This window comes from Estrella lausannensis (genome assembly GCF_900000175.1).
In the GTDB taxonomy this organism is placed as follows: domain Bacteria; phylum Chlamydiota; class Chlamydiia; order Chlamydiales; family Criblamydiaceae; genus Estrella; species Estrella lausannensis.
In genome coordinates this window covers 90,359-111,216 of the sequence record NZ_CWGJ01000011.1, presented here as the reverse complement: position 1 = coordinate 111,216, position 20,858 = coordinate 90,359, and the positions used below count along the sequence as shown (strand labels likewise).

The window sequence follows — 20,858 nt, the reverse complement described above, 5'->3', positions numbered from 1 at the left end:
GAGGTCAAATAAACCCGGCCGGAGGTTTCCGGCCGGGCACGTTGAATTAGGAATTTTCCGTGATCGTGCGTTCGATCCATCTTTTTTGCTCGGATGTCGCATAAGGCGAGAATGCGACAATTTTCCCCCTCTCATCGAAGAAGCATACCCCTTTTTTCAGCAGCATGAAGCTTTTCACATCGATTGTTTCGATCGCCGTTTTTTCAAAGGAAGTGATCGCTGTAGCAAAAAGCGTTCTGCGAGTCAATTCAGGCATTTTCTCGAGCGGAGCTTTGAAAGCATCGGAAGGGATGTTGTAAAACTTGTAGCTTCCCAAAAATCCGTTATGACGAAGCATCTCTCCCTCAAACCCCGAACCGCCTTCTGAGGCCGGAAGAGCCCCCTCTTCCAGGTCGACGGCAACTTTTCCCATATCAAAATAGCTGGCCATCTTCTCAAAATAGTAACGATCAAGCGTTCTCAGTAGTTGCTGGCTATCTTCTTTCGTGATGCTCATCTCTTTCAAGATGGCCAGCGCTTTCTGGTTGACCCGATCCGCTTTCAAATTATTCTTGAAGAAGGTGTTAATACTACGCTCCTTCAACTTTTCTAAGCTGCCGATCTGATAGGGCGCTCCAGCGAACGGAGGCATGATACCGCCATCTTCTTTCTTAAGTTTTGTCAAGACATTCAGCATCTTCACAAACACCTGATACCGATAGAACCACGAGAAAGAACCGATGTAGCCTTTGGATATGGCTCCCTTCGATTTAAAGATAGCATTTCCATCCCCATTCTTGCGGTGGAATGGCTTCATCCGCTTACCCTGTAATCCTCTTGTCGCCGCGTCAATCCAGATACCTCCGTGATCACGATAGGCAAATCCGCGGGGGGTCAAGTCTGGATTCAGCACCATGCAAAGGTTCTGTGAGTGGGGCTCGAGTGTCATTCCTTCTTGGAAAGTAACGGCTTCAATGGCGTCGATATACCCTTTGATTAAAAACTTCTCCACGAAATCAGCCGATGAGGTGGCTTTTCCAGCGTTGATGGTCGCCTCCATCACCTGGTAGATCAGAGGAAGTTGCGAGTACTCGTTACGGTCTTGCGCCATTTGCGTGACGAGGGCATTTTCCGGTTTAAGTTTCTCCGCGGACATCAATGCAGCCATGCTGACGATGCGGCATTTACCCTCCAGCAACTCTTTAGGAAACTCCCGGATAATCACCCCGGAGGCTTTGACTGCCTGAGAATCTGTTCCCTTCGGTGGGTAGCACTCAAGTCCTGTCAGAGCCATGCCGAGTGACTCCGGGAATATTACAAGCTCGCTAGCTTCGCTAGCCCAGCGCAGTGAACCATCAAATTTTCTCTTCTCCATGCCATCGAATGCCATCTGGCTCTGGACACTACGCTCCACTTCACTGATGGAAAGCCATCTGTCCGACCCCAGGACTTCTCCCCCGACACCCACTTTAACGATGAAAGGTATGCTGTCTTTAGCAGGGAGCAACTCACCATTTTTACCCACCTCTACCCTGCGGATTGCGAGGGAGCGGTAAGAGGATGTTGGTGTGGCGACGTACTCGGAATCCTCTGCTGACACATACCGAATACCCTCTTCTTGGTGCAGCGACCTGAAATGGTCGTACGCTTCAGGATGGACAAAAAAACGATACCCTTCATCGGCATTAACTTCCTTACACGCATCGCCGCTTAGACAAGGCGCCTGGATAAGGCTCATTTTCTCCTTCGGGATGATAAAGTAGCCCATCTTCATCTGAAACCCGCCATGCTCTGATCCGTTGACGACCGACTCCGGATTAAATACTGGGTTCATATCAGTTGAAAACTTTGCCGTGTGCCACGTAAGACCTTCACCTTCGGCATCGAGGCCTTTCACATGCAACAGGTGTTCTGTGTGAAGATGCTCTGCTACCTGGGGATAGTCACTGAGCCACGTAGGATTAAAGGGACTGATTCTAACGTCGCCGTAATCATTATCACGTTTAGCGACAACCTCTTCGGTGCGGGCAATCCGCGAAGAGGTGCTTGCAACGTCTGATAATGCATGAGCGCTAACGAGGGTTATTTTTGGACTGTCTTTGGATTCCAGCCACGTCAGACTCCTGGGAGAGATTTGAGGAGAGTTTTCCAAGGCAGAGTAGTAATTTGTTCCATGGGATTCAAAAATTTCGATCGATTCGCTGCTCTCGTCATCGCTATCTAGCAAGCGAACATCTCTGCCGTTCCAGTCAGAATCACAGCATTTAAAACACGCGGGCATGCAGGACTGGAGAGCTGTAAAAAATGCCGTAAAACAACCAGGAGTATTATTCATATTACCTACCATAAAAAAAATAAATTACGATTATAGTACACCTGGGATGTTAAGTGCGTATTAAGATACAATAAAAACTATCTTTACTTATTAAGACAAAGAAGATATTCTAATTAGTTATAGTAAAATACGGTTGACACCGCAATTTTCCACGAAAAGAAGAGGATCTTAAACTCATGAATGTTCAGGGTAGCCCAGCTTCGGACGCAAGTAGCGTACCTTTAAGTTTCATTAAAGAGGAGGCGAAAACCAGGTCTCCCGCCGAACTTCCCATCCTCTTCATCCACGGCGCCGAGAGCTCCAAAGAGACTTGGACGGGCCCCATCAATGCACTCAAAGATCGCCACACCATCTATGCCATCGATCTCAGGGGGCACGGAGAGACGCCAATTGGCGACGCGAAGGAGTTCTCTCTTCAAAATTTAGTCAACGATGTACGTAACTTTGTCCATCAAGAACACTTAAATCGATTTATTTTAGTTGCCCATTCCATGGGTACAAGGATAGCGACCGCCTTCGCGGCGGACTACCCCGAATTTGTCGCCGGCTATGTGATCGAAGACATGGAAATGCTGCCCCGGGAGAAGGAAATTGTATCGGAAGAGGAACTGCACGCCCTCTCGATTTTTAAACAGCGTCACCCCACCATAAAGTCCGCAGCCGAAGAGCTCGAAAGGTATGGCTACAGCAGAGCTAAAATCGATTCGTGGATAAGGCAAAATCGCATTGTCGAGACACCCCATGGCGTGCACATCGGCATCAATCCTTGGGTTACGCTGCTCGCCAAGAACAACATTTCAGCCTCCATTGAACCTATGGAGAAGATGAAAAAACTGGCGGAATCTAAAATTCCTGTACTTCTGATGAAAGCTGAAGCAGACTCTTCAGTGTCGCCAGAAGGCCTCCAGCGGATGAAAAACGCCTACCCGGAAATGGAGGTCTGCATCATCCCGAATGCGACACACAGCATCCATAAAGCAGACCTTGACGCTTTCCTCTACCAGCTCCATGGTTTCATCGACACGCTGGAGAGAAGTCAATAAACTCCGCGTCCCCACTTACGCCAGCCGAAGGCCTGCCCCGGAAAAATCATGGGAGATCTTGGCTTTTACATGTCGCTAGCGTGAATCGTAGAGAGTGTCCACAACCAAATCCTATGATTTGAGTTTGTGGGCAGCCTCAAAACAAACGACAACAAATTCCTTAAAGAAAATCAAATTCTTGGCGCCGGGATCTTGTATCTTTAATCGAAAAATGTTCATAATGGAGATGGAGGTTCGCCATGAAAGCCAGTCCCCCTTGTGTAGAAATCAAAAGCCAAAAAGCAAAGGGCGTTCGCTTTCCCAAAACCGAAGAGAGTCAATTCTACGATGAATTGAAAAAGCGCGTCGACAGCCACTTTAAGCGTTTTGGCATATCCCCTAAAGGAGATATGCTATTGTCTCTCAAGATTTTAGCGATCACCTTGGTCTATGCTGTCTCCTACGGTTTGATCTTGAGCGACAGCTTTGGCCTATGGGGTTTGATCACTCTGTTCAGCATTCTCGGAATCACCAAAGGTCTGATAGGATTCAATGTCGTGCACGACGCTTTGCACGGCGCTCTCACCAAGAATCAGAAAATCAACCGTTTACTGGGCTATTGGTTCGATTTAAACGGCACAAGTTCACTTGTGTGGAAAGTCGCTCACAACACCGTCCACCACACCTATACCAATATCCCCGGCTATGACGATGACATCGACAAGGCGATCTGGCTCAGGCTATCGCCCAAAGATAAGATCTATTGGTTTCACAAGTACCAGTGCTATTATGCGCCTTTCCTCTATGCCCTAATTAGCCTTAACTGGGTGTTTTACTCCGATTTTGCCTGGTTTTACCGCGAATGGAAGCAGAATAAGGTTTCCACAAGCGATCTGAGCATCTTTCTCGCTCTCAAATTTACTAACATTTTTCTCTTCCTGGCACTCCCCCTGATGCTGCTGTCAAACCCTTGGTGGCAGATCGTACTGGCATTCACCAGTATGCATGTCGCCGGCGGCCTGCTGATCGCCGTCGTGTTCCAGCTCGCACACATTGTGCGGGGTGTTCATTATCTTGAGCCTACAGAGGGTGGGCAGATGAAGTTCGACTGGGTTATGCACGAGATGATGACAACCTCCAACTTCGGTGTTAACAACCGGCTCCTTACCGCCCTTGTGGGAGGGTTGAACTACCAAATCGAGCATCACCTCTTTCCCCATATCAGCCACATTCATTATCCTGATATCTCGAAAATTCTCAAGGATCTGTGCCGGGAACGCTCGGTTACCTATAACGAGCACGCCTCCTTTGCAGAAGCCCTGAAGTCACACTTCAATGCCCTCAAAATCTTGGGAAGCACGAAAGACTGCTTTAAGCTATAGCCCTTAGGCATGCCTAAAATGACGGCGATCTATACCGCCCCTTAAAATTGGGGGTTTCCCAGCACATTTTCCGGATGATCTGATCTATTCATCGACGACAAGCCCCGACGCCTTATTTCACAAAGGCTTCTTGGAGTCGCTCAGGAAAACCGGATCGCGTTCGATGGAAAGCCCTAAAGCTTCCTTCGCGTCGGCCATGATAAAAAAAGTACCTGCAATGAGCAGTGGGATTTGATCGTTTGTAGAGGCCGATGCGGCCAGGTTAACGGCGCTCTTGACCGAATCACACTGAACAATCCGGTTTTTATCCATACCCAGAAAAAGGAGTATGTCTTCCAGATATTCCGTTGCTGTCCCCTCTCTGGATCCCGTTGCGCGCACAAGATAGATCTCTTCCACATGGGCGACAGTAGCCGAGAGGCAAGCGTGATGATCTTTATCCTTGCCCATGCCGAGCACAAGACGCCACTTCTTTTTGCCAAACAGACTATTTAAACTGTTGAAGAGGGAGGCAAAGCCGCCAGGGTTATGGGCGACATCGAGCACAACCGGAGTGCTCAGGCCGGGCAGGGAAACGCTCTCTAGGCGGCAGGAAGGACGTTTCGCAAGACCGGCGGCGACAGCACTCTCAGATAGATGCAGGAGAGTCAAAGCCTCCAGCGCCACACGCCTGTTTTCTTCATCATAGGAGCTAAACTTGCCCTGCACTCTGATACAAAGAGCATTTCTCTCTCGGGCGACATCTTCCACGAGGCCCGGTACAGTCGGGCCTAAGACCACAGGAACCCTTTCCTTGATGATGCCCGCTTTTTCTAGGGAAATCTCTTCAAGCGTTCCCCCCAGCCACTCGGTGTGATCCAAACTGACGGAGGTTATAATGGACAATGCCGGCACGATCACGTTGGTCGCGTCAAGGCGGCCGCCGATTCCTGTCTCGATGACGGCCCATTCAACTCCCTTTTCCTTGAAGTACAGGAAAGCCATCAGCGTGGTGAGTTCAAAAAAAGTACACTGGGGACCGGCCTTCATTGCCTTAGGCAAAAGCCTGGTAACCTCCTCTTCGGTAATTTTCACTCCCTGGCAGAGAACTCGTTCTCTGAAAGTGCCGATGTGGGGGGATGTGTAGAGCCCGACAAGCGAGCCGTCGTGGGAGAGCGCTTCAGCGATTTTAAGCGACACCGAACCTTTACCATTGGTCCCTGCGACATGGATGGCGCGAAAGGCCTTTTCCGGATTACCAAGAGCTTTGAGGGCTGCCTGCATTCTGCTCAGTCCTAAAACCATGGCCTTTTTAACGTTCACCGAAAAGAGCTGTTCGATCAGCTCAGCGTATCTTATTGTGTGCATAACGTTCGGCAATTCTCTTGAATGACTCTTCCGGCGTATAGGAGGCCCCCAGTGCTATCTGAGGCTTTACCTCTCCATGGAAATCGGATCCACCGGTGATGATCCATCGTTTGTTTCGGGCGATATCCAGCCACTTCTGGCAATGACCAAGGGGAAAATTGGCGTAATAGGCTTCTATGCCTTCAAAATCCATCAAGAGGATATCCCGGAGGACACGGCTCTCTTTGACAAGATGAGGATGGGCTATCACGGGAATGGCGTTGGCTCTTTTAATTATCGACACGGTTTCCTCTGTGCCGATGGCGTGCGACTTAACAAAACACCTCTTGCCGTCGCCGATATACTTTTCAAAAGCTTCCTTCGGTTCCTTGATGACTCCAAGACCCAGCATAGCCATTGCCAGGTGCGGCCTTCCGGGCATTTTGGCGTGCTCCAATATCTTCTCAATGCCAACATCGATCCCCTCTTTTAAAAGAAGATGTGCCATCTGCCGAATCCGCTCTTCGCGTCTTATCTTATGCGTTCTGGAGAGCTCAAGAATGCCCTCATCTGACGGCGAAAATCCATACGCCAGCACATGAACGCTTACACCCAGATGATTGGTGGTGAACTCAGCTCCTGTTATCAATTCGATCTTGGACTCATGCAGGGAAGAGTCGATGCTGTGATAGGCTTCAATCGAGTCATGGTCTGTGATCGACAACCCCTTGAGTCCTTTAGATATTGCCAATTCAATCAACTGTTCCGGAGATAAAGTGCCGTCAGAACATGTGCTGTGGCAATGCAGATCCGCTCGAAAATCACTCTCAGGCATCTTCCTCCCCGGAAGAGATGAAACACACTTCGACTTCAAGATCGATGCTCTCTTTCTCCTTCACTGTTTTTTTAATCAACTCGATCAGGGATCGGATGTCATCTGCTTTAGCATCGCTCTTGTTGATCAAGAAATTGGCGTGAAGATGGGACACTTCAGCTCCCCCGACCCGCGCTCCCTTAAGCCCGCACTTCTCGATCAGCGCGCCGGCAAAGTTACCCTCCGGATTTCTGAAGGCACAGCCGCACGACTTCTCGCCATAAGGCTGCGTCTTAGTACGGTGCTGCACGATAGCGATCTGCTTGGATCTCGCTTCCAAATTGGGTGTGAGGCTGAAGGTTGCCGAAAGGATGACCCCTTTCATCTTCTGGAACATGGATTTTCTGTAGGAAAAACTCAACTCATCGCGCCGATAGCGCCTTACATTTCCATCGGGATCCATGTAATCGACCGACTCGAGGGTATCTTTGGTCTCTTTTCCCGATGCACCGGCATTCATATAGACGGCTCCGCCGACAGTAGCCGGAATCCCTGACGCAAACTCAAGTCCGGCATAGTGCAGCCTGGCTGTCTTTACTCCGAGCAACGAGAAACTGGTTCCTCCCCCCACATGGAATACTCCTTCGCCCAAATCATGGAAAAAATCGATTTTGTTCAAGATCACAAGACCTTTGTATCCCTTATCATGAAAGAGGCAGTTCGACCCTTTTCCGATCACTAGAAAGGGCACATTGTGCGCTTTGGCAAAAGCTAAAGCCTCCCGCATCTCCTCTTCGGACTCAGCCTTGGTAAAAAACTTGGCAGGGCCTCCAAGACCCATGGTCGAATAGGCACTCAGCGATACATTTTCCTCGATCTTGATCATCGGTCATCCATTGGTGTTTTCCGGCTCGGGCAACTGGTCGATTGCCTCTTTCACAGCTTCTTGGTCGACAGCTTCGCCCTGCATCCCCTTCATCAAAGCATCTAAGATAGCATTGATGAATTTGGAAGCTTCTTTAGTGGCAAATTTATTGGAGAGCCTGATTGCCTCGGCGATTGAAACTAAAGGAGGAATTTCGGGATGATGCCTAAGCTCATACACACCGAGCCTTAAGATATTTCTCTCAGCTCTTTGAATTCTCTCCAGACTATAGGATTTGGCGACGGCTCCAATCAGTCCATCCAACTCTTCTCTGGCATCAAAGACCGCTTTGGCGGAAAGGTATGCCTCTTTAGCATACTTTTTGGTGATCTTAAGCTCCCCCATCATCAGCTGCACGATCTCATCCTCTGCTGCATGTCCCATATCCAGGCAAAACAGGATCTGAAATACCGCTTCCCGCATTTTGTTTTGTGGTAATGCCACTGAACCCTCTCCTCTTTTCGTTGTACCTAAAGTGTCTCAGTAGTGGGATACTCTAGGTTTAAAATCGTCTGATTTCAGCTTGTAGACTGTCTCTATACCGAAATTCTCTCAAAAATTGGTTTTTGGCAAAGAGAAAGCTCTTAAATCAAACAAATACAAGTCATTTACCATTAAAACATAAGCAAAGTGCACTCTTTTGATTCTGTGCGATTTCCTAGCGAGCCTGTCTTAAAACTCACATGCCAAATTTTGAAATACTTTCGGCATAGCACGCCCAGTCTTCAAATGCTGATTTCGCCCCGAAAGTGTACCATTCTCGGGAATAGGATTCCATAGCAGATCTTTTCAGCGCTGCACATCAAATTAACTTTTAAATATTTATACATCGATTCATTTTCAATGCCATCCCTTCTTTCCATCATTGATGATTAAAGTTATAATTTTGCTTTACGGAGGTGAACATTATGCTATTTGACCTGGAGATGATGAAGGCGTTCTATAAAGCGCTCCCCACCAAGATAAAGCAAGTTAGGGAGGTTGCAAAGCGACCGCTGACTCTTACGGAGAAGATTCTTTACACCCATTTTTCCCACCCGCTGAAAGAGACTGGAAGCAGGGGCAAAAACTACGTCGATTTAAAACCTGACCGGGTGGCTATGCAAGACGCGACGGCGCAGATGGCCATATTGCAGTTCATGAGTTCTGGTATCAATCATGTACAGGCGCCGACGACAGTGCATTGCGATCACCTCATCCAGGCAGAACTGGGTGCCAAACAAGACCTCTCAAGAGCACAGGTGGAGAGCAAGGAAGTTTTCGATTTCCTGCAAAGTGCCTCCTCCAAGTATGGAATCGGCTTTTGGCGTCCCGGAGCCGGCATCATCCACCAGGTTGTTTTGGAAAACTACGCGTTCCCCGGAGGGTTGATGATCGGTACGGACTCACACACCCCAAATGCCGGGGGGTTAGGAATGCTTGCAATCGGAGTCGGCGGTGCCGATGCCGTTGATGTTATGGCGGGACTTCCGTGGGAACTCAAACTGCCGCGCATTATTGGAGTTCACCTGAAAGGAAAACTCTCCGGCTGGGCTTCGGCCAAGGACGTCATATTGAAGCTTGCCGGCATTTTGACCGTCAAAGGCGGAACTGGTTCGATCATTGAATATTTCGGACCCGGTGCCGACTCTATTTCCTGCACCGGCAAAGGAACTATTTGCAACATGGGTGCTGAAATTGGCGCGACAACTTCAGTCTTCCCATGGGATGACAAGATGCTGAGCTACCTGGAGGCAACAGGAAGAAGCGAAGTCGCCAAGATGGCCATGGAGGTTTCAGAGCATTTAAGGCAGGACGACGAAGTGCTGAAAAAGCCCGATTCCTACTACGACCAAATCATAGAAATCGACCTGTCGAAGCTTGAGCCCTACATCAACGGCCCGTACACTCCCGACAAGGCGTGGCCTCTCTCCGAGCTTGCTAAAGCCGTCAAAGAAAACGGATACCCTGAAAAAATTTCCGTCGCTCTGATCGGCTCTTGCACAAACTCAAGTTACGAAGATATCGAAAGGGCCTGTAGTATAGCCCTGCAAGCCAAAGAGCGAGGAGTCAAAGCGGAATCGCCACTGACAATTACACCGGGATCGGAGCAGATCAGGGCAACCATCGAAAGGGATGGCCAGCTAAAAGCTTTGGAAGATATCGGAGGAATGGTCCTTGCCAACGCTTGCGGCCCCTGCATCGGCCAATGGAAACGGCATGATGTCGCCTTCGGAGAGAAAAACTCCATCCTAACTTCCTATAACCGTAACTTTTCCGGAAGAAACGATTCCAACCCCGGTACACACTCGTTTGTTGCCAGCCCCGAAATCGTGATCGCACTCAGCCTCGCCGGAAAGCTCACATTCAACCCCATGACAGACAGCCTGACCAACGCCCAAGGGGAGTCTTTCAAGCTAGAGCCCCCACACGGCAAAGAGCTGCCGGACAAGGGATTTGACTTAGGAGACAGCGGTTATGTGGAACCGGCGAAGGACGGAACATCTGTCTTGGTCTCCATCAGCCCGGAGAGCAAAAGGCTTCAGGCCATCTCCCCCTTCTCTCCTTGGAGCGGCAAAGACTTAAAAGGTCTGAGAGTGCTCGTCAAGGCAGAGGGTAAATGCACAACGGACCATATCTCACCGGCGGGAAAATGGCTTCAGTTCCGGGGACATTTAGACAACATCTCCGATAACATGTTCATCGGCGCCAAAAACCGCTTCCGTGATGAAGTGGGAAAGGGTCTGAACCTTGTCAGCGGAGTGGTAGAGCCCTATTCAAAAATTGCCCGAGACTACAAAAAGGAAGGCATAGGCTGGGTAGCCATCGGCGATGAAAACTACGGCGAAGGATCGTCACGGGAGCACGCCGCCATGGAGCCGAGACATCTCGGCGGCCTCTCAGTGATCGCCAAGAGTTTTGCGAGGATCCACGAATCAAATCTAAAGAAGCAGGGGCTGCTTGCCCTAACATTTGCCGATCCTGCCGATTACGATAAAATCTTGGAAGACGACACCCTCGAGATCACCGGCCTTGAGAGCTTTCAACCCGGAAAGCCACTGACTTTGGTGATCCACCATAAGAGCGGAAAGGAAGAGTCAGTCCAACTGAATCACACCTATAACGAAGCGCAGATCAACTGGTTTAAAGCAGGATCAGCGCTCAATTTGATGCAAAAAGAGTCAAAGAAGAGATAAGGTTCCGAGCAAAAGGGCCGATGTGAACTCATCATTGAATTCACTTCGGCCCGAGCGAACCGAACGGCTATCAAAGAGGCCACTCCCAGTTGGAGAATTCGGGCTTATCGATCCCATGCTCGTGGGCGTAAGAGAGACAATCAATTTGCTGATTGCGGAATTTTTCCTTAGCGTGAGCGCCGGCCACCTGCAGCATCGGCACTTTGTCAATCACATCCATTGCAAGGCTGAAACGATCTATTTGGTTGTTGATCGCAAGCTCAAGCGGCGTGTTGATATTACCCTTTTCCTTATACCCGCGCACATGCATGTTATCATGGTTTGTTCGACGGTAAGACAGGCGGTGGATCAACCAAGGGTATCCGTGGAAATTGATGATGCAGGGCTTGTTTTTAGTAAACAGGCTATCAAAATCGTGATCGGAAAGTCCATGGGGATGCTCCGACGCAGGCTGCATCTTAAAGAGATCGACCACATTGATGAAACGGATCTTCAGATGAGGAAACTCAGCTCTCAGCATGGCCGTTGCTGCCAACGCTTCCATAGTCGGGATGTCTCCGATGCCCACCATCACCACATCCGGTTCTTCGCCTTGGTCGTTGCTGGCAAAGTCCCAGATACCCGCACCCTTGGTGCAGTGCTTAATCGCGAAATCCATATCCATATATTGGTGGTGCAACTGCTTGTCTACCACGATCACATTGACGTAGTTTTCACTCTTGAGGCAGTGGTTGGCCACCGATAAAAGCGAGTTGACGTCGGGTGGCAGGTAGATGCGGGTCACTGAGGCGCTCTTGTTGACAACCACATCGAGAAATCCCGGATCCTGGTGGGTAAAGCCGTTATGATCTTGCCTCCACACCGTCGATGTCACCAAAATATTCAGGGAGGCGATCTTTTGACGCCACCCCAAATGGTTTGCGATATCTAACCATTTGGCATGTTGGTTGAACATCGAGTCCACGACATGGATGAACGCCTCATAGGAGGACAAAAAACCGTGACGCCCCGAGAGCAAATACCCCTCGAGCATTCCCTCCATCGTATGCTCGCTCAGCATCTCGATCACTCGGCCATCTTTGGAGAGCTCTCCCCCATCTTGATCTTCCGGCAAATACTCCTCGATCCAGAATTTCTTACTGACGTCATAGATAGCGTCTAACTTGTTGGAGGTGTTCTCATCAGGACCAAACACGCGGAAACTTGTCATATTCAGCTTCATGATGTCACGCAAAAACACCCCTAGCGGGCGGGTGTTCTCGACCAGGGACTTGCCGGGAGACTCTACGGGAACGGCGTATTTCTTAAAATCGGGCATCTTCAAATCACGCTTGAGCAGGCCGCCATTGGCATGGGGGTTGGCTCCCATACGACGCTCTCCGCGCGGAGAAAGGGGCTTAAGGGCGGGAGAAAATCTCCCCTCATCATCGAAAAGCTCTTCAGGCTTATAGCTCTTCAGCCACTCTTCAAGAAGAGCAAGATGCCTGGAGTTTTTCTTCACTCCCGAAAGCGGCACTTGATGCGAACGCCAGAAACCTTCGACTCTATGCCCATCGATCTCCTGAGGGCAGGTCCAACCTTTGGGCGTTCTAAGGATTATTGCGGGCCAGCGCGGCCGCTCCACCTGTCCGGACTCGCGGGCTGCCTTTTGGCAGTTGCGGATATCTTGATAGGCTTTGTCCATCGTCGCCGCCATCGCCTGGTGCATGGATTCAGGATCTGAGCCTTCGACGAAATAGGGTGTCCAGCCGTACCCTGTGATCAGCGCTTCCAGCTCTTCTTTAGGAATTCGGGAGAGGATTGTCGGGTTGTTGATCTTATAGCCGTTGAGGTGAAGTATCGGCAAAACAGCTCCATCGCGGGCTGGGTTTAAGAACTTATTGATGTGCCAGGAGGTGGCGAGCGGACCGGTTTCTGCCTCGCCATCACCCACCACGGCAGCGACGATTAGATCCTTGTTGTCGAAGGCCGCGCCGGCAGCATGAGAGAGGACATATCCGAGCTCTCCCCCTTCGTGAATTGAACCCGGGGCTTCCGGTGTGCAATGGCTGCCGACCCCACCCGGAAAAGAGAACATCCTAAAGAGGGTCTTCATCCCCTCTTCGTCTTGTGTAACATCGTGGTAGATTTCCGTGTAGGCCCCTTCAAGATACACCGGCGCTAAAACACCGGGAGCTCCGTGACCGGGACCGGCCATGAATATCATGTCCGCATCATGTTTGTTGATGATGCGGTTGCAGTGGGTGTAAATGAACGAGAGCCCGGGGCTCGATCCCCAGTGTCCGAGAAGCCTGTTCTTGATATGCTCCGGTTTTAGGGGCATCTTAAGCAGCGGGTTGTCTTGCAGGTAGATCATTCCCAGCGCCAGATAGTTGCATGCCCTCCAGTAGGCATGGATTTTTTTTGCCTCGTCCGCGCTGAGTGGTGCACCCCCGACTGTTGAGCGGGCTTTACCATACGCGGGACTCTTAGTGATTACTACCGGAGAAACTGCCTGCATAACCATAACTAACCTCTTTTGTTCGCTTCTACGTACAATTATTCTGTTCGCTAAGCAATCTCATAGCAGGTCAGGATTTAAAAAAATACTTTACTTACGCACGAAGTAGTCATCGTTCGTGGCCAAGTAGCCTGGAAGTGGAGGGGGGTTAGGTCAGCTGCCGTTGTTTTAGCCTTGCCGTATTGAATTTGATCCGGTGGCCGATGTAGCTACTAGTGAGTGGGATTTCGATTCCCTCTTTTTCGATAGCGCGGTGATATAGGTAGATTCTGCGGAGTCTGTCCTCTTGATCGAATAAAAGGACATATTCTACCCATCCGTCGCGGAAGTAGTAGGAAATGATTGTTTTTTCCCCGAAGGACTCGACTGAGGTGGCGTGACGGAAGACGGATTCGGCAATTTCCCGCGGCATATAGCGGGATAGACATGTGGTATAACATTGGGATTTACACAAAACCCCTATCAGATCCTCCACAGACAAAAAATTGGAGACCTTCAATCCAAAACATCCAGCTATTTCCTCGGGCAGTGCGACCGGGTGCCAAATTCTAGCAACTAAAGTTGCAAGGCGCGTCCACAATGAATCCATGCTTCTCTCTTTGTATCAAGCTCTCAATGCAGTCTTATGTCAAAAACAGGCGCCCCGCTTTTTTTGCGAATGCGCTGGAATTTTTAGCTTTGCCGAAACGGTCCTGAAATTGGCGGTTCTGCCCTGTTGAAGGCAAACTTCCCCTTTTGAGACCTTGTCGGCATAGGCCTATTTCATACTGGCCGCTAGCCTAATCGGAAAGCTCTTTCAGCCTTGCCGGGTTAGGATCGGTTCGAGGGTCTTGCCTACCACAATAATAAGCCCAGCCTTTTACTTCAACTTGTCGATGCGCTCGCGCTCTTCTCATTCGGCAGGGATGTGAATATGCCGAAGGCGGCTCAACATGTGACATGTTGAGCCGCCTTCGGCACACCCGGCAAATCTTTGTTATATAAACAATCAATTACACCATTATAGCATAAAATTTATTTTTCAACCTAATTTATTAAAAAAAACACTCTAAAAAAAGAAACAACCAAACTGAAGTCAAATAGTTTATTTCACATCAAAAGAGCAGATCGATCCGCGTCCCGTACCCACATGTTCAATTTGGACTGTCTCCATGCACAGGGTTGAGAATATGGGCTTTACCCGCCCTTTTCGCTTGCCATCCCCTTGATGACTTTGGTAGATTCAACCCCTTGTATAAACCGAAAGTGTCGCAAAACGAGTTTTCGGCATTAAGAACTCCCTGGAAGAGAGAGAAGAAAATTTCCTCATGTTTCTAATATTAGGTAATTTATACTATACCTTCCGCGGAGAGCTTTCTCTTTGCCAAAAACCACAATTTGAGACACTTTAGGCATAGATTAAGACAATAAAAAGTCAAAAGCTGAGAGAATATGCTGGCAGTATTTCTGGACATCGAAACCACCGGTCTTGACCCGGCGCGTCATAAAGCCATCGATATTGCGATGCAAGCGGTCGACCTCTCCACTCTACAAAGAAAAGGGCACTACCGGTCGGTGATCAAGCACCCGCAGGAGGTGTGGGAGTTAAGGGATCCATCAAGCACGTTAATTAACGGATTTACCTACACGGATCTGCTAACCGGTAAAGCATCTCCTCACGTAAAAGAGGAAATCATCACCTTCTTCGAAGACCATGAGATTGTGCGCGGGCACGCGATCTTCATTTGCCAAAACCCGGCTTTCGATAGATCTTTCTTTTCGCAGATTGTCGACATACCGACGCAAGAGAGCCTCCAATGGCCCTACCATTGGCTGGATCTGGCATCGATGTATTTTGCGCTCCAGGTACAAGAAAGTATCGAACAGGGGAAATCATTTCCCGAAAACATCACTCTTTCTAAAAATAAAATCGCCGAAAGATTCAACTTACCTCCTGAAGGACAGCCGCATAAGGCTTTGGGAGGCGTCAACCACCTGATCGAATGCTATCAGGCCCTCTTCGGCATCCGCTTCAGCTAATTCAGAGCTACACCGAAAGTATCTAGAAATTTGACAGTGCAGCTCTCATGAAGCCTCGGAATTGAAGGGCCTGTCGACTCGTTCACAAAATGAGAGCCCCCCCATTTTTTATCGATTTACCATGTCAAAAAAGCCTGACAGCTCTTCTTAGTGAATCTTTTCAGAACCAGTTCTGAGGGCCTTGAAAGAGAGCAGTGTCGCTAAAAGCGCCGCTATCTGAATTCTTTTCATCGGAAACATCCCCATTGTTGGCGGCAACCTGATCCAAGGGCGAGTTGAATCAAAGAGCGGCTAAATGCCTAAATTGCCTTCTGAACGATAATCAGGCTGGGTGCTTTTCGTCTGTTCAGCAGCCGGAAGTGAGAGACGCTGACATGATCGGGCGGCCACTTTTGAAAGAGCTGCGAGAGAGCCTGCTCTTCCCGCAACCCTTCTTCGTGCCCCGGATAACAGGTGATCGAAAGCACTCCTCCCTTATCCAGCATTCGCATCCCCATATCAATGCTCTTCAAAGTCGAGTCGACCTCGGTTGTGATCGTCTTATCTCCACCCGGTAAATACCCCAGGTTATAGACGATCAGTTTCACCGGATCTTTAACATGGCACTCCATGTTATCGTGACTTTCAAGGTGTAGATGGACGCGCCCCTCGTGAGATGGAAGCGTGGATTCCAGAAGAAGTTTGGTCTTTTCGACTGCTTTCTCTTGAATGTCAAAGCTGTGGAGCGTCCCTTGCGAAAACCCTAGCAGGAGTTTAGCCAAAAACAGAGTATCGTGGCCATTGCCCATCGTGGCATCGATTAAAGTATCTCCTTCTTTAATCAAGGGCTTCCAAAGGGAGTGCGCCAGATCGCAGGCAGTATTGAACAGAGGGAATGCGGAGTACATAAAGGGCACCTTATAGGTTAATCAACAGAGACTTATCAATCACTAAAACGCCATGCAGTATAGAATTGACGGCTGCAAAAATCAACATATGCTATGTATAAGTTGTGTCAACTTAAAACCCTGGAGCACACCATGCAACTCCAAGCCGATAGGCCTCTTTCCGATCTGGACAGAGGTATTGTTGCCTTGCATTCTGTCGCAGCATCCACTTTAGTGAATGATACTGAAGTTCAAACAGACAAACTTGTCAAAGATCTGATTTCGGACAATGAGCGCAGAAAGGCGCGGTTGGAAGCGGTAAAAAGAAGCGAGAACCACTACGCTCTTTTCCGTAATATTTCTCTCGTGACAACGGTAGGCTTAGCCATTATCGGCTTAATTTCGGATGGACTTGTGGATGCCTTCAATGGGGACTCTGATCAAAACCGCAAAGTGCGGCAAGGAATTCTCTTTGGTTTCGGAGGCTTCATACTGATTGCCACCATCGTCACTATCGTTGCCCAGGTGTGCCTTGAAAGGCGCGTAGAAAAAAAGAAAAGACTGACAGAGCTTACGGACAATGATAAAGGCGCCTTAAAAAAATTGCGCCGCACCCTGGAGAATATCGGTCAGTTACAGCGCCTGAAAGAGCAGGATATGGACATCAGCCTAGTCAGCGAGCGATGCTTTCACAACCTCAAAGACCTTCCCGACTCCGTGCAGGGAAAAGATTTGCCAAACCGCGACTGCTTTATCTCGGCTGTGATTCAGATATTGCCGCCAACTCACCCTGTCAAGCAAGTCGCTATCCGCATCTACCTCGAAGAAAATGAAGAAGATGAACGTCCAAAGGCGAAAAGCCTGGGGAAAAAAGATCATCACTTTAAAGATAAAGGCCACCGCGCGAGCCCCAGCATAGAGGGACTTGAACGAATGGCTGTCGACATGCGTTACATTAACCCTTGGGAGAAATTACGCGAGATGACTGGAATGCACATAGGACGTCTCGTCATCGCTTCACCCGATGAAGGGGGGACGATCGAGCTCAGAAATCCCCAGTACGTGCCGATCCCACGTTATACAACAAACGATTTGCATGAGATCGTTTAAAAAATTAATCACCGTATATTAGCCTGATGCTCATTCTTTCCGAGGAGAATATGGGCGAAAAACAGTATTCTGGTGAGTTAAAAGACAAAGAATGGGTTCTCAGTGAGCCCATTATCGAAAAATGAACATCTCCATGTGGTAGAAAATCGAAGGATAGAAAGAGAGTTATGATGAATACCCTCGTCTACTGAACCCCTTCTAGCTGTAGCTGGAGAATGCTTCCGTATGGGCTTTCCTCTATGACAGGCCGTGTATGCACTCCTCGTTCGCCAGAAAGAGCAAAAATGTTCGAGCTAGTGCTTGGAGTTGCCCCTATAAAACCGGACCACTAACTTGCAAGTTTTCGTTCCTTTAAAAACTCTCGTGGTGAGCGCATATTCAGCGCCTTAGGAGTTGCTTTCTCATTGTAATCATGGATCCAGCCTGGGAGCTGATCCATTACTGCCTTGGCATCCCGTAGATTGCCAACGCCAATCCCTCTTAAAAGTCATAAAGAAAGCTTCTGCTATTCCACTCCTTTCAATGCTCCACCTTCCATCCACTTAACCCGCTGAAACAGCTGAATGGGAGTATATTATATTTCCTACCGACATGGGAAACAGAGTTACCGGATTGCTAGGTTTCCCCGATGATTTGACGCTTCTCCTCGAGAATCCATCGCCTTCTTCATTCTAGCGAGGTCATAAGTTTAAATTCAGCCACTTACTCCTATGCCTTACGAGCAAGTTAAGTGGTCTGGTCTATATGGAGAGCACTCCATAACTCACCAAGACACTGTTTTTCTATCCGTATTTTCGTCAGAAACGAACGAGCATCAAGCTAATAGAGAATCAGTTAAATTTTCAAACGTTCTCTAAGAGCTGTGAAAACATGCAGGTTTCAATCTCTACTGTCTTCATATCAGAACTACACCACTTGGCCGTGTAGTTATCTAATCAAACAAAATCTTAAGTAACAGAGAAAACAACAACACACTGTAATTCCAACAATCTTTCGTAACTTTTTTATTTATAAATTAAAAAAAGTGTTATAATAAAAACAAACTTGTTTTTTTATTTTTTAATGAAAACAGGAGTTTTAATATGGTTCAACGAAAGATTGGTGTAAATCACGCTTTGTTTACACCTCAAACCATGGGACCGATACAGGACAAAGAAAGCCAACACAAAAAGACACATAGTAGCCACCCCTCCAACAAGCGGTGCATAGATATCGCGGCTAAGACATTAAAAAATCCCGATTCAAAAATATCAGGCGAAGATTTAACCATGATAAAAGCCCAAAAGCGCGAGCTGAAGGATACAATAAAACTACTTCAAAATAGAGAAAACAGAGCTGTAAAGAAAATCTTAAGATTAGAGAAAGACATTTTTCGAATTGGAGACAAGACTCCCTCTAAACTAGAAGTTGCTCAATCTGAATATCAAGCTTTAGCCACGGCATATGAAAATATTATAGACTCCAATCCTTCGGCAAAACAGGCCAAGCAAATTCAAAAATTATTGAAAGAAGCAAATTTAGAGCTCTCAAAAGCGGGCAATGAATGGGAAAATGTGGACTGCGAGTTTAAAAACAAATTCGAAGAACAAGCCGCCTTGCTGAAGCCTTTTGGTAGTATCACTGCGTTATTGGGGCCAAAATCAGATGAAAACTTAGCGCAGAGAGAAGTGTTCCTTGAGAGATTAGTCAATGGTTCCGAACAGATTCGCTGTAGCGAGGCGTTAAAGAAAAAAACAATAAGTTGGTTGCACGGAACTCGGTCGCCGGCGCTAGCTGTCATGATGGCAACCGATAAAACCATGCATCCTACAGGCGAGCTATTAAAAAATAATATCTATCCTTTGTCGGGGGAATTAAGGATGGGAATTTCAGCAACGGGGGTAAATCAGGATAGGATTTCGGGGACTTCAATTTCACGTCTCGGTGTAAAAACCACAATCAGCTACGCCTCAGATTTCGTGGCGACTGCAACTGACGAATGGAAAGGAGTATCCCCAGCTCAAATAAATAAATTTATTGGATATACTGAATCCACATTAAAATATGACCCAAAGTTTGAAGGTGACGCTGCAGAAGGTAATAAATTCGACTGGCTCCGGGTGGGGTTGTATATAGAAAGGTTGAAAGTTATCGATCCAGATTATTCAGAAAATATCAGCGCAATTAAAGAGCATCTCGACGCATTGATTGATGAAAAAGAAGGTGTACCTGGCCAGGAAATAGTGTTGCAATTTCTTAAAGATGTGCGTGACATATGCGACACTCCTCCTTTCATCAACCCCACCGAAAGTATTCGAGAAAGCGTTACAGATTCCTTTCCTATTGTATTAGCAGCATCCAATGTAACTGGAACCTTGGTTGATAAAAATTTGGATGAATATGCAGTAAAAGGCTCTATTAACCTCAAAAAAATTACGGTAGCTTTTACTGAGAGTGAAAATGTTGATCGACTTAAAGAAATGGTCAAAGAAGCCGGTTTAAATATCGAAGTGATGGACTTTAACGCGTTAAAAGCAATTGCACTCCACGCTCCCGAAACGGGTGAAGGCTAGGTAGTGTAACGTTTCGGCTATAATCCAACTTTGCAAAGGCTTTCGCAGGGGCGAGAAAGAACAATTTTTTAGGTGAATTGCCGAAAGTGTCTTCACTTGGAGATGCTTTCGGGCTGAAAAATCATTTGTGCATCAGACAGAGGTGTTTAACGAGACCTATCGCTAGTATGGGAGCCGTATCTGTCCTCAAGATGTTCTCAGCCAGCTTAACGCCTATGGCCCTTCTCGACTTCAAAAACTCTTCTTCGGCAGGACTGAGACCACTCTCAGGACCAATTACGAAGGCGATTGCTCCCACGGGTCTGATGCGGTTCCACTCCTCTACAAATAGAGGAGCCGCCGGGTTTACGTCCCCGAAAAAGAGGGTGGTGTCGTCATGACTCACACTCTGTTCCAGATTGTCAAAAGTTGCAATTTCAGGAAGGTATAGGCGTCCGCACTGCTTGGTTGCGGCGATAGCTATCTTGTCTACTCTTTGAAGGGATGACTCCGACAGTCCCTTTCGTTCGGAACGATCGCCCATGAAAAGGTGGATGGCCGTAACGCCGAGCTCCGTCGCTTTTTCGATGATTGTGTCAAGTCGGTTCATCCGGGGAACACCCTGGATGAGAATGATTTTCCCGTCTTCCTTGTCTTGAAAAAGGCTAGACTTCACCTCGATGGAGGCGTGCGCTTTTTTAATCTCGGCAACGACTCCTTCAGCTAAAAAGCCCCTGCCATTGATGAGTTCAACGACCTCTCCCGGTTTTGTACGGGTAGAGTCTCTTAAATGATAAAACTCATCTCCCTCGATGATAACCTGGGCATCCTTTTGCAGATCCCTATCGACATAAAAGCGGTTCACAGGCATAG

General features: G+C 48.1%; 15 protein-coding genes. 6 read left to right on the top strand and 9 right to left on the bottom strand.

The features are described 5' to 3' along the window. Positions 1-46: 46 nt before the first annotated feature. Positions 47-2,314 carry an IucA/IucC family siderophore biosynthesis protein gene (locus ELAC_RS03565; protein ID WP_143406428.1) on the bottom strand — a complete coding sequence of 756 codons (2,268 nt, stop codon included), beginning with the start codon at positions 2,312-2,314 and terminating at the stop codon, positions 47-49. A 176-nt stretch (positions 2,315-2,490) separates the two neighbouring features. On the opposite strand from ELAC_RS03565, the gene ELAC_RS03560 reads away from it, so the two are divergent. Both ELAC_RS03560 and ELAC_RS03555 read left to right on the top strand, forming a co-directional pair. Then, positions 2,491-3,357 carry an alpha/beta fold hydrolase gene (locus ELAC_RS03560; protein WP_098037906.1) on the top strand — a complete coding sequence of 289 codons (867 nt, stop codon included), beginning with the start codon at positions 2,491-2,493 and terminating at the stop codon, positions 3,355-3,357. Positions 3,358-3,596: 239 nt separating this feature from the next. Beyond that, the gene (locus ELAC_RS03555) at positions 3,597-4,718 is read left to right on the top strand and encodes a fatty acid desaturase family protein (protein WP_098037905.1); all 1,122 of its coding nucleotides are present in this window, start codon (positions 3,597-3,599) and stop codon (positions 4,716-4,718) included. Positions 4,719-4,835: 117 nt separating this feature from the next. Here the strand turns inward: ELAC_RS03555 and ELAC_RS03550 are convergent, their stop codons facing one another. Genes ELAC_RS03550 through nusB form a run of 4 tightly spaced genes read right to left on the bottom strand, consistent with a single transcriptional unit; the run spans position 4,836 to position 8,227 of the window. Further along, on the bottom strand, positions 4,836-6,065 hold the full coding sequence (locus tag ELAC_RS03550) for a bifunctional folylpolyglutamate synthase/dihydrofolate synthase (protein ID WP_098037904.1): 1,230 nt from the start codon (positions 6,063-6,065) through the stop codon (positions 4,836-4,838). Further along, positions 6,043-6,879, bottom strand: coding sequence for a PHP domain-containing protein (locus ELAC_RS03545; protein WP_098038188.1), 837 nt, complete (start codon positions 6,877-6,879; stop codon positions 6,043-6,045). The genes ELAC_RS03550 and ELAC_RS03545 overlap by 23 nt, the downstream gene beginning before the upstream one ends. After that, a complete protein-coding gene (gene murB / locus ELAC_RS03540) occupies positions 6,872-7,744 on the bottom strand; it encodes a UDP-N-acetylmuramate dehydrogenase (RefSeq protein ID WP_098037903.1) in 873 nt (290 codons plus the stop codon). Before murB ends, ELAC_RS03545 begins: the two co-directional genes overlap by 8 nt. A gap of 3 nt (positions 7,745-7,747) precedes the next feature. Further along, entirely contained in the window at positions 7,748-8,227 is a 480-nt protein-coding gene (nusB, locus tag ELAC_RS03535; RefSeq protein ID WP_239414344.1) for a transcription antitermination factor NusB, read from the bottom strand. A 464-nt stretch (positions 8,228-8,691) separates the two neighbouring features. Here nusB and ELAC_RS03530 point away from each other — a divergent pair, with 464 nt between their 5' ends. After that, positions 8,692-10,959, top strand: a complete 2,268-nt coding sequence (locus ELAC_RS03530) for an aconitate hydratase (RefSeq protein ID WP_098037901.1) — start codon at positions 8,692-8,694, stop codon at positions 10,957-10,959. A 70-nt stretch (positions 10,960-11,029) separates the two neighbouring features. Here ELAC_RS03530 and ELAC_RS03525 read toward each other — a convergent pair whose 3' ends face one another. Together ELAC_RS03525 and ELAC_RS03520 are read right to left on the bottom strand one after the other, a co-directional pair. Further along, on the bottom strand, positions 11,030-13,465 hold the full coding sequence (locus ELAC_RS03525) for a phosphoketolase family protein (RefSeq protein WP_098037900.1): 2,436 nt from the start codon (positions 13,463-13,465) through the stop codon (positions 11,030-11,032). A gap of 142 nt (positions 13,466-13,607) precedes the next feature. Then, positions 13,608-14,048: a hypothetical protein gene (locus ELAC_RS03520; RefSeq protein WP_098037899.1), complete on the bottom strand. Its 441-nt coding sequence runs from the start codon at positions 14,046-14,048 to the stop codon at positions 13,608-13,610. Between the two features lie 842 nt (positions 14,049-14,890). On the opposite strand from ELAC_RS03520, the gene ELAC_RS03515 reads away from it, so the two are divergent. Further along, on the top strand, positions 14,891-15,478 hold the full coding sequence (locus ELAC_RS03515) for a 3'-5' exonuclease (RefSeq protein WP_098037898.1): 588 nt from the start codon (positions 14,891-14,893) through the stop codon (positions 15,476-15,478). A gap of 299 nt (positions 15,479-15,777) precedes the next feature. On the opposite strand, the gene mnmM is transcribed toward ELAC_RS03515, so the two are convergent. Further along, a complete protein-coding gene (gene mnmM, locus ELAC_RS03510) occupies positions 15,778-16,365 on the bottom strand; it encodes a tRNA 5-(aminomethyl)-2-thiouridylate-methyltransferase MnmM (RefSeq protein WP_098037897.1) in 588 nt (195 codons plus the stop codon). 132 nt (positions 16,366-16,497) lie between these two features. On the opposite strand from mnmM, the gene ELAC_RS03505 reads away from it, so the two are divergent. Both ELAC_RS03505 and ELAC_RS03500 read left to right on the top strand, forming a co-directional pair. Beyond that, positions 16,498-17,454 carry a hypothetical protein gene (locus tag ELAC_RS03505; RefSeq protein WP_098037896.1) on the top strand — a complete coding sequence of 319 codons (957 nt, stop codon included), beginning with the start codon at positions 16,498-16,500 and terminating at the stop codon, positions 17,452-17,454. A 1,082-nt stretch (positions 17,455-18,536) separates the two neighbouring features. Further along, positions 18,537-20,006: a hypothetical protein gene (locus ELAC_RS03500; RefSeq protein ID WP_098037895.1), complete on the top strand. Its 1,470-nt coding sequence runs from the start codon at positions 18,537-18,539 to the stop codon at positions 20,004-20,006. A gap of 121 nt (positions 20,007-20,127) precedes the next feature. On the opposite strand, the gene ELAC_RS03495 is transcribed toward ELAC_RS03500, so the two are convergent. Then, on the bottom strand, positions 20,128-20,856 hold the full coding sequence (locus ELAC_RS03495; RefSeq protein WP_098037894.1) for an RsmE family RNA methyltransferase: 729 nt from the start codon (positions 20,854-20,856) through the stop codon (positions 20,128-20,130). Positions 20,857-20,858 lie beyond the last annotated feature (2 nt).

What these genes read in the sequence shown, in the direction of transcription:
- ELAC_RS03565 (WP_143406428.1), bottom strand. Translation starts at nt 2,314, where the DNA reads ATGAATAATACTCCTGGTTGTTTTACGGCATTTTTTACAGCTCTCCAG.
- ELAC_RS03560 (WP_098037906.1), top strand. Translation starts at nt 2,491, where the DNA reads ATGAATGTTCAGGGTAGCCCAGCTTCGGACGCAAGTAGCGTACCTTTA.
- ELAC_RS03555 (WP_098037905.1), top strand. Translation starts at nt 3,597, where the DNA reads ATGAAAGCCAGTCCCCCTTGTGTAGAAATCAAAAGCCAAAAAGCAAAG.
- ELAC_RS03550 (WP_098037904.1), bottom strand. Translation starts at nt 6,065, where the DNA reads ATGCACACAATAAGATACGCTGAGCTGATCGAACAGCTCTTTTCGGTG.
- ELAC_RS03545 (WP_098038188.1), bottom strand. Translation starts at nt 6,879, where the DNA reads ATGCCTGAGAGTGATTTTCGAGCGGATCTGCATTGCCACAGCACATGT.
- murB (WP_098037903.1), bottom strand. Translation starts at nt 7,744, where the DNA reads ATGATCAAGATCGAGGAAAATGTATCGCTGAGTGCCTATTCGACCATG.
- ELAC_RS03530 (WP_098037901.1), top strand. Translation starts at nt 8,692, where the DNA reads ATGCTATTTGACCTGGAGATGATGAAGGCGTTCTATAAAGCGCTCCCC.
- ELAC_RS03525 (WP_098037900.1), bottom strand. Translation starts at nt 13,465, where the DNA reads ATGGTTATGCAGGCAGTTTCTCCGGTAGTAATCACTAAGAGTCCCGCG.
- ELAC_RS03520 (WP_098037899.1), bottom strand. Translation starts at nt 14,048, where the DNA reads ATGGATTCATTGTGGACGCGCCTTGCAACTTTAGTTGCTAGAATTTGG.
- ELAC_RS03515 (WP_098037898.1), top strand. Translation starts at nt 14,891, where the DNA reads ATGCTGGCAGTATTTCTGGACATCGAAACCACCGGTCTTGACCCGGCG.
- mnmM (WP_098037897.1), bottom strand. Translation starts at nt 16,365, where the DNA reads ATGTACTCCGCATTCCCTCTGTTCAATACTGCCTGCGATCTGGCGCAC.
- ELAC_RS03505 (WP_098037896.1), top strand. Translation starts at nt 16,498, where the DNA reads ATGCAACTCCAAGCCGATAGGCCTCTTTCCGATCTGGACAGAGGTATT.
- ELAC_RS03500 (WP_098037895.1), top strand. Translation starts at nt 18,537, where the DNA reads ATGGTTCAACGAAAGATTGGTGTAAATCACGCTTTGTTTACACCTCAA.
- ELAC_RS03495 (WP_098037894.1), bottom strand. Translation starts at nt 20,856, where the DNA reads ATGCCTGTGAACCGCTTTTATGTCGATAGGGATCTGCAAAAGGATGCC.